The organism is Arthrobacter sp. UYCu712, assembly GCF_040547005.1.
Lineage (GTDB): Bacteria > Actinomycetota > Actinomycetes > Actinomycetales > Micrococcaceae > Arthrobacter.
The window spans coordinates 219603-231100 of sequence record NZ_JBEPOZ010000003.1; the positions used below are offsets into that span (position 1 = coordinate 219603).

10 protein-coding genes are annotated in these 11498 nt (G+C 69.1%); 6 read left to right on the forward strand and 4 right to left on the reverse strand.

Annotated elements, in window-relative coordinates:
- The first annotated feature begins 41 nt into the window (after positions 1-41).
- Both ABIB51_RS04765 and ABIB51_RS04770 read left to right on the forward strand, forming a co-directional pair.
- Entirely contained in the window at positions 42-1757 is a 1716-nt protein-coding gene (locus tag ABIB51_RS04765; RefSeq protein ID WP_354185976.1) for a bifunctional 3'-5' exonuclease/DNA polymerase, read from the forward strand.
- A gap of 143 nt (positions 1758-1900) precedes the next feature.
- Positions 1901-2161 (forward strand): YegP family protein, encoded by a 261-nt coding sequence (locus ABIB51_RS04770; RefSeq protein ID WP_354185978.1) that lies wholly within the window; start codon positions 1901-1903, stop codon positions 2159-2161.
- Positions 2162-2183: 22 nt separating this feature from the next.
- Here the strand turns inward: ABIB51_RS04770 and ABIB51_RS04775 are convergent, their stop codons facing one another.
- The 3 genes from ABIB51_RS04775 to ABIB51_RS04785 are packed head-to-tail and all read right to left on the reverse strand — an operon-like array spanning position 2184 to position 5164.
- Positions 2184-2864, reverse strand: a complete 681-nt coding sequence (locus ABIB51_RS04775; RefSeq protein ID WP_354185980.1) for an NUDIX hydrolase — start codon at positions 2862-2864, stop codon at positions 2184-2186.
- Positions 2861-3646 (reverse strand): endonuclease III, encoded by a 786-nt coding sequence (nth, locus tag ABIB51_RS04780; protein ID WP_354185982.1) that lies wholly within the window; start codon positions 3644-3646, stop codon positions 2861-2863. Before nth ends, ABIB51_RS04775 begins: the two co-directional genes overlap by 4 nt.
- 9 nt (positions 3647-3655) lie before the next feature.
- Positions 3656-5164, reverse strand: a complete 1509-nt coding sequence (locus ABIB51_RS04785) for a hypothetical protein (protein WP_354185983.1) — start codon at positions 5162-5164, stop codon at positions 3656-3658.
- Positions 5165-5628: 464 nt separating this feature from the next.
- Here ABIB51_RS04785 and acs point away from each other — a divergent pair, with 464 nt between their 5' ends.
- From acs to ABIB51_RS04800, 3 genes are all read left to right on the forward strand, one after another.
- Positions 5629-7677 (forward strand): acetate--CoA ligase, encoded by a 2049-nt coding sequence (acs, locus tag ABIB51_RS04790; RefSeq protein ID WP_354185985.1) that lies wholly within the window; start codon positions 5629-5631, stop codon positions 7675-7677.
- A gap of 147 nt (positions 7678-7824) precedes the next feature.
- A complete protein-coding gene (aroQ, locus tag ABIB51_RS04795) occupies positions 7825-8298 on the forward strand; it encodes a type II 3-dehydroquinate dehydratase (protein ID WP_354185987.1) in 474 nt (157 codons plus the stop codon).
- Between the two features lie 2 nt (positions 8299-8300).
- Positions 8301-9449 carry a DUF2332 domain-containing protein gene (locus ABIB51_RS04800; RefSeq protein ID WP_354185989.1) on the forward strand — a complete coding sequence of 383 codons (1149 nt, stop codon included), beginning with the start codon at positions 8301-8303 and terminating at the stop codon, positions 9447-9449.
- Here ABIB51_RS04800 and ABIB51_RS04805 read toward each other — a convergent pair.
- Positions 9439-10623: a MarP family serine protease gene (locus ABIB51_RS04805; RefSeq protein WP_354185991.1), complete on the reverse strand. Its 1185-nt coding sequence runs from the start codon at positions 10621-10623 to the stop codon at positions 9439-9441. The genes ABIB51_RS04800 and ABIB51_RS04805 overlap by 11 nt on opposite strands.
- 191 nt (positions 10624-10814) lie before the next feature.
- On the opposite strand from ABIB51_RS04805, the gene ABIB51_RS04810 reads away from it, so the two are divergent.
- Positions 10815-11492: a Crp/Fnr family transcriptional regulator gene (locus tag ABIB51_RS04810; protein ID WP_011693220.1), complete on the forward strand. Its 678-nt coding sequence runs from the start codon at positions 10815-10817 to the stop codon at positions 11490-11492.
- The last annotated feature ends 6 nt before the right edge of the window (positions 11493-11498 follow it).

The following is an 11498-nucleotide window of genomic DNA, read 5'->3' on the forward strand; positions in this document are numbered from 1 at the left end:
GTGGACAAAGCTGCCCTGCGGCACAGGGCAGAATTGACCCTATGTATCTGCTGCTCGCCGCCCACGCTGACGGCGCAGCCCTCCAGGAACTCACCGCCGGTGGGGCCCCGCACCCGGATGCCGCCACACCGCGGGTGATTAGCGCCGCCGAACTTCCCGGCGTCGTGCGCCAGCTTGAGAAGCGGCGGCCGCGCTGGATCTGGCACCGCACGCAGGACTGGTACCCCTCCCTCCTGGCGGCCGGCGTGGAGCTGGAACGCTGCTACGACCTCACGCTCTGCGGCGCGATTCTGGCCCATTCGGAATTCACCGCCCACACCTCCTACGCCCGGAACGCCGAGAAGCTGACCCTGGACGATGAGCTGCAGCAACCGCCTCAAGCCCTCCTGCCGCCGCCTCCACCGGCCGACCAGGATGCGCTGTTCGACGATCCGGGGTTCCGCCGCGCGCCACGGCACACTCCGGAGGAACTGCGAGAAGAGTTCGCCGCGCAGCAGGCCGCGCTCGGAGATGCCGGAGCGGCAATCCCGGCGGACAACCGCCAGCAGCGCCTCCAGCTGCTACTGGCGGCGGAGTCCGCGGGCGCCATGATCGCCGCGGAGATGCAGCGTACCGGCGTCCCGTGGCGGGAGGAGCTGCACGAACAGATCCTCTTCGACTACCTTGGCCCGCGGCCTCCGCAGGGGCACCGCCCGGCCAAACTCGAGGCACTGAACGGGGCGCTGCGGCAACTGCTGCATTCGCCTGCGCTCAACCCCGACTCTCCGCAGGAGCTCATGCGCGCCCTGCACCGCAACGGCATCGAAGTGAAGTCGACCCGCCAGTGGGAACTGAAGGAATCCACGCATCCGGCGATCGAGCCGCTCCTGGAATACAAAAAGCTGTCCCGGCTTCATGCAGCCAACGGCTGGACGTGGCTGGATGCCTGGGTCAAGGACGGGCGGTTCCAGCCGGAGTACGTCGTCGGCGGCGTGGTTTCGGGCCGGTGGGCCTCCCGCGGCGGCGGGGCGCTGCAGATCCCGCGCCAGATCCGTGGCGCCGTGCATGCCGATCCGGGCCACAAGCTGATCGTCGCGGACGCCTCCCAGCTCGAACCGCGGGTCCTCGTGGCGCTTGCCCAGGATTCAAAGATGGCCGAGGCTGCCCGGGACAAGGACCTCTACGCCGGCATCGCGGCGCAGGGTTTCGGTGGCGACCGGGCCAAGGCTAAGGTGGCGCTCCTCGGCGCCATCTACGGGGCCACTACCGGCGAATCCGGCCGGCTTATGCCCCAGCTGGCCCGCACCTACCCCCGCGCGGTCGGCTTCGTGGAGCAGGCGGCCCGCGAGGGCGAAGCGGGAAGAACCGTCACCACCCGGCTGGGCCGCAGCAGCCCGCCGCCGTCGGAAGGCTGGCTGCGGAGCCAGCAGTCCGCCACCGCGGAGGAACAGCGCCGGGCGGATTCCCTGGCCCGTTCGCGGGGGCGGTTCACCCGGAACTTCGTGGTCCAGGGCTCCGCCGCGGACTGGGCTGCCTGCTGGCTGGCGGAACTGCGACGGCGGCTGCGGGCCATGCGCACGGACGGCCTCCCTGCCGGGGAACTGGTGTTCTTCCTCCACGACGAGGTCATGGTCCACTGCCCGCAGGACGCCGTGGCCGACTGCATCGTTGCCATCGAGGGGGCCGCGAATGCCGCCAAGGAGCTGCTGTTCGGCCGGATCCCGGTGGAATTCCCGGTCAGCGTCGCCGTCGTGGACTCGTACGACAAGGCCAAATAAGTGGCGTAAGACACCAGATATAACGTACCCGTCGGTAGCGTTGTATATGGTCCGTCTCCCCGGTTACTCTCGAAAAGGCTGGCGTCTATTTGGACACTTCCGCCGGCTGATGCAAAGGGGCATGGATTTGGGGAGGCAGTATATTGGCTGGCATTTTTGAGATCGCCGAAGCTGGGGAGAAAGCGTACTTCTTCAAGCTGACGGCGCCGGATGGAACGGTTGTCGCCGTTTCACCGTTGTTCAACACCATCAAGGGCGCAGCCGCCGGCATCACCGCCGTGCGCGAGAACGCCGCAACCGGACTGATCGTCGACAAGTCCCGGACCCGGAAGAAACCGCCGATCGGCACCGCAGCAGCACGGTCCGCCACGCCGCTGACCGGCGCCCGGCTGGCCCCAAGCTAGGCGGAGGAACGCTCCGGCCGCCTCAGACGTCGATCCCGTAGAGCCGCGTACGGTCCCACGGGACCGCCCAGCCCAGCTGCTCGAACAGCTGGTTGAGGATCATCCCGGTGAACCCCCAGACCACCACCCCGTTGACGGTGAAGGCCGGGCTTTGGAACGTCTGGCCGGCCCGGCTGACCGTCGCCATCACCCGGTTGTCCGGGTCCAGCAAGTCCCGGACGGGAACCCGGAAGACCTGGGAAGATTCGCCGTAGTCGACAACGCGCACGGGTGACTGGGCGGCCCACCACGCCAGGACCGGTGTCACCAGGAAGTTGCCGCGGGGCAAAGCCAGTTCCGGCATGACGCCGAGCACCTCGACCCCGGCCGGGTCCAGCCCGGTTTCCTCCTCCGCTTCGCGCAGGGCGGCGTCAACCACCGACTCCCCGGCGTCGATGCCGCCCCCGGGAAACGCGACCTGGCCCGGATGGTCATCGAGTGTCTGGGCGCGCTGCAGCAACAGGACGTCCAGATCCGCCGGGGCCAGCAACTTCACAGACGCCGCGGGGACAGCATCGAGTCCGCCGAACAGCATCAGCACCGCCGCCTTGCGGACCCGTTCGCCCGGTTCGATGACGAGCTGACGCCAGCGAGGATCCGGCGACGGCGCCGTGCCCGCCTCAACCGCCGCCACCAGCTCGATGAGATCCTGGCGTGCGGTCACCGGGGCTTCCTCTGGGATTCCATCCGGATTTCCGCCGCCCGGTGAGTCTCGGCCAGCAGCTTCGCGAGCAGCTCTTCCTGTCCCGGGGCGAGTTCGTACTTCAGCAGTTTCTTCGCCCTTTCCGGCTCGGTTTCGCCCATCCCGTAGCTGGGGCACCAGTTGGCCACCGCGCAGGCGCCGCAGGCCGGTTTGCGGGAATGGCAGACCCTGCGGCCGTGGAACACCACACGATGCGAGAGCATGGTCCAGTCCTTGGGTTCGAACAGTTCGGCGACGTCGGACTCGACCCGCACGGGATCATCTGACTCCGTCCAGCCGAAGCGGCGGGCCAGCCGGCCGAAGTGCGTGTCCACTGTGATGCCCGGAATGCCGAAGGCGTTCCCCAGCACAACGTTCGCCGTCTTGCGCCCGACGCCGGGCAGCGTCACTAGATCCTCGAGGCGTCCCGGCACCTCGCCATCGTATTCGTCCACGAGCCGGTTGCAGAGGGCCAGCAGGTTCCTGGCCTTGGCGCGGAAGAACCCCGTGGGCTTGATGATGGCTTCCAGCTCCGCGGGGTCGGCCTCCGCCATGCTCCGTGCGTCCGGGTACCGGGCGAACAGCAACTGCGTGATCTGGTTGACCAGCACGTCCGTGGTCTGCGCCGAGAGCACCGTGGCCACCACGAGTTCGAAGGGGCTGCGGAAGTCCAGTTCGGCATGTGCGTACGGGTACTGTTCCGCCAGCGCACGGTTGATGCGGCGCGCGCGACGCTTGCGTCCCAGGAACGTTTCGGCGGACACCGGCCTTGGCTAACCGCGCTCGATGTTGCTGAGGTCGCGCAGCACGCCCACCCTGCCGTCGGTGTGCTGGACCAGGAATTCGCGGCCCCGGTCCTCGAGGGCGAGGACCCAGCCGCCGGGTTCAATGACGAACGCGGGCGCTCCGGTGTGCTCGTCGACGGCGGTCCGGGGCTGGGCGACGGCAAACCAGAACGCCTCGTGGACGGGCTGGGCGTGGTGCTGTTCGGGCCGGTTCGCCGGGTCGACGGTGGCGCCGATCGGCTCCTGCGAGCGCACCTGCGGGTTGACGGTGGTGGGGGCGCTGTTGCCGGTGGCTGCCGGTACCTCTGCGGCCCGGGTTTGCTCGGCGGCCGTTGTTGCCTGGACCTGCCATTCCTCCTCGCGTGCCGGTGCGGCTCCCGTGGAGGCTGCTGTGGCGGCCGGCGCGGCCGGCGCGGCACCGGAAGCCTGGGTCTGCTCCGCCGGGGACGGAACGGACGGTTTCCCGGCATCGGCGGGCGCCGCCGGGGTGGAGGCCGCGGGTGCGGAGGCCGCGGGGGGGACGACGCCGGAGACCTGGGTTGCGGGGGCTGCCGTGGCCTGGCCGGGTGGTGCCTGGCCGGGCGCGGCCGACGGGGCGGCGGTGGTTGCCGGAGCTGAGGCTGCTGCCTGGCCGGGCGCGGCCGACGGGGCGGCGGTGGTTGCCGGAGCTGAAGCTGCTGCCTGGCCGGGCGCCGTGGTTGCCGGAGCGGGTGCGGCCGCGGCGGTTCCCGCGGCAGCTGCGGTGCCCGCTACGGCGCCAACGGCGGAGGCACCGCCGCCCTGGGGGGCGTCCGTGGCTGCTCCCTTGCCGCCGGACGTCATGCGCTTGGCCCAGCCTGCGACCGGGCCGGTCGCGCCCTCCTTGTGCTCATGGGCTTCTTTGGGTTCCTTGGGGGCACGGGGCTTGCGGACCGGCACGGCGGATTCGCGCGCCGCCACGTGGGCCGGGGCCTCCTCGCGGTCCAGGAAGTCACCCGCGAACGGCGGGATCAGCCGGGCAAGGACGGTCGCGGCAAAGAGTCCCAGCGCACCGACGAGGGCCAACAGCATGCTGGGCACATAGGCGCCCGCAACGGCGAGGAAGAAGAAGGCGAGGGCGAAGGACGCCACGACGGAAGCGAATTGGTCCACGGAGAGGGAGCCGATCCGGATTCTCGTGCCGGGGCTGACGCGGCGAGCCACGAACAGGGCGCTCACGATCAGTGGCAGGAGGATGCCGAGGCCCAGGAAGAAGTGGCTGCCCAGATTCCACAGGTTGTAGCTGACAGCAAACATCGGAATCAGCGAGGCGATGAAGAGAATCAACGTGGAGCCGAAAACGGTGACATCCCGCATGGTGAAGGGACCAAGCACGGCCTCGTTTTTCTTGCCGGTCTTTGCCTTGGTCTTGTCCACCGTGAAACGGGGCGCGTCCCCGAAACCGGCAGGGCGGGAGGGACCGCCGTCGCCCTGGTTCTGGGAGGGCGCGTGGAGCTGCCCGTCAGCTTGCTCGTTCATTTTTTGTTCTCCTTAGCATGGCGCCACCCTGGACGGTGCCGCCGAGGGGCGGACAGGGCCGCGCGCGGCCCTGTCGCCTCCGTGGAAGTCCCAATTCCCTCTCAGCCTAGCCAAGTGACGGTCCGATCACTAGCTGACAAGCCGTGACGGGACGGCCCGGTTCAGCGGCGCTTTCCGGCCGGATGGCGGGCCATGAAGCGGCGGGCGAAGTGCCCCGTGAAGGGCCGGACGATCAGGCTCGGTCCGCACTGTCCCGCCGCCATTCGGCGCTAAACAAGCACCGCTCACGGTTCACAGTGTGACGGGGCACACCTACTGTCGTGCCCAGGTATTAGTGTTTAGTGCGGAACAGCTCTTTGCGGTACGCCCGTGATCGGCCGCTGCCCGACGCCGCGCCTGCGGTCCGGCCCGGCGGAGGTCCGGGCGGCACCCGCAGCACGGATCGATGAATGATGAGGTTCACCATGTCCCAACAGACCCCCGGCGCCACGACAACCAACGTCCCCGGCGCCACGTCTTCCCCCACGGCACCCCATCAGGGCGACGCGTTCGAGAATCTGTCGCATGAGAACCGTAAGTTCGCCCCGTCGGCGGAGTTCGTGGCCAATGCCGTGGTTACGGCCGCTGATTATGCGGAGTCCGACGCCGACCGTCCCGCGTTCTGGGCGAAGCAGGCCCGCGGGCTGCTGAGCTGGTCCAAGGACTTCACCCAGGCCCTGGACTGGTCCACGCCGCCGTTCGCCAAGTGGTTCGTCGGCGGGGAGGTCAACGCCGCCTACAACGCCTTGGACCGCCACGTCGAGGCCGGGAACGGGGACCGGGTGGCGATCCACTTCGAGGGCGAACCGGGAGACACCCGCACCTACACCTACGCCCAGCTCACCGAGGAAGTGAAGAAGGCCGCGAACGCCTTCGAATCCCTCGGCGTGGCCAAGGGCGACCGCGTCGCGGTCTACCTGCCCATGATTCCGGAGGCCGTCATCACGCTCCTGGCCTGCGCCCGGATCGGCGCCATCCACTCCGTGGTGTTCGGCGGTTTCTCCGCGGACGCCCTGCGGTCCCGGATCGAGGACGCCGAGGCCAAGCTCGTGGTCACCGCCGACGGCACCTACCGCCGCGGCAAGCCCAGCGCCCTCAAGCCCGCCGTCGACGAGGCCCTGGCCCGGCCCGGCCACACCGTGCAGAACGTCGTGGTGGTCAAGCGCAACGGGGCGGACGTCGACTGGCACGAGGGCCGTGACCACTGGTGGGCGGACACCGTGGACGCCGCGCCCGCCGAGCACACCGCCGTCGGCCACGACTCCGAGCACCCGCTGTTCATCCTCTACACCTCCGGGACCACCGGCAAACCCAAAGGCATCCTGCACACCACCGGCGGCTACCTCACCCAGACCGCCTACACCCACAAAGCGGTCTTCGACCTGCACCCGGAAACCGACGTCTACTGGTGCACCGCCGACGTCGGCTGGGTCACCGGGCACTCCTACGTCGCCTACGCCCCGCTCATCAACGGCGCCACCCAGGTCATGTACGAAGGCACCCCGGACTCCCCGCACCAGGGCCGCTGGTGGGAAATCGTGGAAAAGTACAAAGTCTCCATCCTCTACACCGCCCCGACCGCGATCCGCACCTTCATGAAGTGGGGCAAGGAGATCCCGGCCAAGTACGACCTCTCCTCGATCCGCGTCCTGGGTTCAGTGGGCGAACCCATCAACCCGGAAGCCTGGATGTGGTACCGCGAGGTCATCGGCGCCAACGCCGGCAAAAACGGCGAACGCAAAGAAACCCCCGCGCCCATCGTCGACACCTGGTGGCAGACCGAAACCGGGGCGCAGATGATCGCCCCGCTGCCCGGGGTCACAGCCACCAAACCCGGCTCCGCCCAGGTCCCCCTGCCCGGCATCGCCGTGGACGTCGTGGACGAACTCGGCGAGTCCGTGCCCAACGGCCACGGCGGCTTCCTGGTGATCCGCGAACCCTGGCCGGCCATGCTCCGCGGGATCTGGGGCGACCCGGAACGGTTCAAGGAAACCTACTGGTCCCGCTTCGAGACCATGTACTTCGCCGGCGACGGCGCCAAAAAAGACGAGGACGGAGACATCTGGCTCCTGGGCCGCGTCGATGACGTGATGAACATATCCGGGCACCGGCTCTCCACCACCGAAATCGAATCCGCCCTCGTCTCCCACCCCGCGGTCGCCGAAGCCGCCGTGGTCGGAGCAGCCGACGAGACCACCGGCCAGGCCGTGGTCGCCTTCGTGATCCTCCGCGGGGACGCGGCGGACACTGGCGACGAAATCGTCCAGGAACTCCGCACCCACGTCGGCAAGGAAATCGGCCCGATCGCCAAACCCAAAACCATCCTCGTGGTCCCCGAGCTGCCCAAAACCCGGTCCGGGAAAATCATGCGCCGCCTCCTCAAAGACGTCGCCGAAGGCCGCGAAGTCGGCGACGCGACCACCCTGGCCGACAACACCGTCATGGCCCAAATCGCGCAGTCGCTGAAGAAATAAGCCAGTAGACCCGCGCCACCCCACGCACGGCCCGACGACGGCGCCGCCCACACCCGCGGGCGGTGCCGCCGTCATATCCGGCTCCCGGAATCCGGTGAGGGCCAGCGGCGGAGGAAACCGCGGGCACTCTGCGATACATTGGCAGGCATGAGCGAAGCCACCCCCGCCGGTGCCGGCCGCGGCACCGTCCTGGTCCTCAACGGACCCAACCTGAACCTGCTCGGCACCCGCGAGCCCGAGAAGTACGGCACGGCCACGCTGGCCGACGTCGAACAGCTCGCCAAGGATGCCGGCGCGGCGCACGGGCTGGACGTTGAATGCTTCCAGTCCAACCACGAGGGCGCCCTCGTCGACGCCATCCACGCCGCCCGCGGCAAGGCGATCGGCATCGTCATCAACGCCGGCGCTTACACGCACACGTCGGTGGCGATCAGGGATGCCATCTCCGCGGTGCAGCTGCCCGCCGTCGAAGTCCACATCACCAACGTCCACGCCCGGGAGGCGTTCCGGCACCACTCCTACCTCTCGGACATCAGCAAGGCCGTGATCGCCGGGGCCGGGATCCTGGGCTACCGCTTCGCCGTGGAATACCTCGCAGGATTGCAGCCGGGCCAGGACTGAGCATGTCCCCCGCAGAATCCGCGTCGGCGCCCTCCGGATCGGCCACGGCGGAGTGGTACCGGCACTTCGGCACCGTGGACGCGCCCGGTAACTCGGCGTGCTACGCCGAGTGGGCCGTGGGCATCGCCGCGGACGACGACCTGATCCGGCGCATCGACGAGTGGCCCTACAACAAACGCCAGCCGCTGCTGATGCTCGCGGCGGCCCGGTTTCTGGGCGCGCAGATCAGCCCTTACAGACAGTTCCGGATTTTCCTCGACAGGCACTGGCAGGACGTCTCGCGGATTGTGCTCTCCCGCGCCACCCAGACCAACGAGGCCGGGCGTTGCGCCACACTGCTCCCTGTTTTGGCGCGGATCGCCGCCGCAGAGGATCGCCCGCTGGCCCTGCTCGAGGTCGGCGCGTCAGCCGGGCTGGCACTGTTCCCGGACCGCTACGGCTACGAGTTCCGGTCCGCCGGGCAGAGTGAGGTTGGAGGCCCCGGCGCGCGCACCGGGGCGCGCGAAGCGGCCGGTGCGCGCGAAGTTGCCGGGGCGCGCGAAGCGGCCGGTGCGGTGACGCGGCTGTCCCCGGCCGGGGCGGCGGAGGGGACCTTCCCCGTCCTGCACTGCACCGTCACGGGTCCGGTCCCGCTGCCGGCGGACCTCCCCCGGGTGGTCTGGCGCGCCGGCATCGACCTCAATCCGCTCGACGTCGGAGACCCGGAGGACGTCGCCTGGCTGGAAGCGCTCATCTGGCCGGAGCAGGACTTCCGCCGCCAACGGCTGCGCCAGGCGATCGACGTCGCCCGGGCCGACCCACCCCTCCTGGTCGCCGGGGACCTCAACGAAGAGCTCCTCACACTGGCCGGGCAGGCCCCGCCGGACGCGGAGCTGGTCGTGTTCCACAGCGCCGTCATGGGCTACCTGGACGCCGCGGACCGGGACCGGTTCCGCAGCACCATGGCCGGGCTCGCCCGGGACCGCGGGTGCCATTGGCTGTCCAACGAGGGCCACAGCGTGATCCTCCAGGCGGACGGCTCCAGCGTGGTTCCGGAAATGGACGAGGCCCGGCTGCAAGGCAGGTTCCTGCTGGTCCTCGATGGCACGCCGGTGGCCATTTCGGGCCCGCACGGCCAGAGCCTCGAATGGCTTCCGGCGGCTACTTCCTGATGCACTGCCCGGCGGAGACGGGGCTGTCGAGCCCGGGCGCTTGGGCGGCGACGGGGCCCAGGTCGGTCATGGTGATCGCGAACCCGAGCGCGGATTCGCTCGTGGCCTTGGCAAAGACCACGCCGGCGACCTGACCGTCAGTGGTCAGCAAGGGACCCCCGGAATTTCCCGGCTGCACGTCCCCGGCCAGGCGGTACACGTCCTCCGGCGCCGGGTTGCTGCCGTAGATATCCGGGACGAGCACGGTGGCGATGTCCTGCACCGTTGCCGGTTTGGACTGGAAGGGGCCGCCATGCGGATAGCCGGCAAACGCCGCGGGGCTGCCGGCCGGAAGGTTTGAACTGAGCGGCAGCGGCGCGGAACGCAGGCCGTCGACGGCCAGGACCGCGAGATCGTGCTGGCTGTCAAAATACACCACGCGTCCGGGCAGGGCGCCGCCGCCGGGGACCTCGACCACCGGCTCCGGAACGCCGGCGACCACGTGGGCGTTGGTCACCACCCGGCCCGGTGAGACCACAAAGCCGGTCCCGGTCTGGTTCTGGCCGCACTGGTAGGCGGTTCCGGCGATCTTCAGCACGGACGCCGCGGCCCGGTTCAACGCCGGCGTGTCGGTACTGGCGTCGGGGACGGCCACGGGCTGGCCCTGCGCAAAGCCCTCGAACACGGTGGGGATGCCCTCACCGATCACCGCGGAACGCAGCTGCGCCATCGACGTCTTGACCGGCGTCGGCGTCATGCCGTCGATGTACCGGATCACCTTGGACTCGGCGATCTGCTGGGAAACTAAGGGGACGCCCAGCGCGCCGATACTGAAGGCCAGCATCGACATGACAAGGGCGGAGACCACCACGTTCACTCCGCCGCCCACCAGACGGTCTACGGCCCGGAGCGGGCTGATTTTCACAACGCTGCGGACCCTGCGCCCGATCATCGTGCCCACGCCGTGGCCCAGCACCATCAGCAGGACGACCGTGGCGACGATGGCCGTCAGCCGCCAGCCGGCATTGTCCACGAGGCCGCTGACGACGGGGACGGAAACAAACGCGGCCACGGCGCCCGCCGCGAACCCGCCGATGCCGCCGAGCGTCACCAGGAAGCCGTTGCGCAAGCCATAGATCAGGTAGGACAGCAGCGTCAGGATCAACGCCAGGTCCAAGATGGTCATGCCGAACACCGGAGCTCCTTATAGGCAGGTAAGCCCCAATTCTACCGATGGTGGCTGACAGTTTGCCGCGAATACCCGGACGCCCGGCGCCCACAACGGCTCCAATTCGCGCGTTTCGATGCCAACTACGTCACAGATGCTCCAAAATTCTGGAAGAATGGCTGAAGCGCCCCAGCCGACACAGTAAGTCAGGAGATTTTATGGACATCGAGGTATTGCGCCGCGCCCCACTTTTCGCCACGCTCGACGACGAGGCATTCCGTCTGCTCACGGACGAACTCACCGAGGTGGACCTCTCACGCGGAGCCTCGGTATTCCGGGAAGGCGATCAGGGCGACCAGCTTTACTTCATCGTCTCCGGCAAGGTCAAGCTTGGCCGCACGTCACCGGACGGCCGCGAGTCGCTTCTGGCCATCCTCGGCCCGGGCGAGCTGTTCGGCGAGATGGCGCTGTTCGATCCGAGTCCGCGGACCGCAACGGCCACGGCCGTTTCGGAAACGCGACTGGCCGGGCTGAAGAACGAGAGCCTCAACGCCCTGCTGCGCACGCGCCCGGAGGTTTCCGCGCAGCTGCTGCAGGCACTCGCCCGCCGCCTGCGCCGCACCAACGATTCACTCTCCGACCTCGTATTCTCCGACGTCCCGGGGCGCGTGGCCAAGGCCCTGCTGGACCTCGCGGACCGCTTCGGCCGTCCCGCGACCGACGGCGTCCTGGTGGCCCACGAGCTCACCCAGGAAGAGCTGGCCCAGCTGGTGGGCGCGTCCCGCGAGACAGTCAACAAGGCTCTCGCGGAATTCGTGCAGCGCGGCTGGCTGCGCCTGGAGGCCCGCGCCGTCGTCATCCTCGACATGCAGCGCCTCCGCCAGCGCTCCCGCTGACCTTAT

Coding starts and splice junctions, on each gene's coding strand:
- ABIB51_RS04800 (WP_354185989.1), top strand. CDS start 8,301: ATGTCCCCCGCAGAATCCGCGTCGGCGCCCTCCGGATCGGCCACGGCG.
- aroQ (WP_354185987.1), top strand. CDS start 7,825: ATGAGCGAAGCCACCCCCGCCGGTGCCGGCCGCGGCACCGTCCTGGTC.
- acs (WP_354185985.1), top strand. CDS start 5,629: ATGTCCCAACAGACCCCCGGCGCCACGACAACCAACGTCCCCGGCGCC.
- ABIB51_RS04785 (WP_354185983.1), bottom strand. CDS start 5,164: ATGAACGAGCAAGCTGACGGGCAGCTCCACGCGCCCTCCCAGAACCAG.
- ABIB51_RS04765 (WP_354185976.1), top strand. CDS start 42: ATGTATCTGCTGCTCGCCGCCCACGCTGACGGCGCAGCCCTCCAGGAA.
- ABIB51_RS04810 (WP_011693220.1), top strand. CDS start 10,815: ATGGACATCGAGGTATTGCGCCGCGCCCCACTTTTCGCCACGCTCGAC.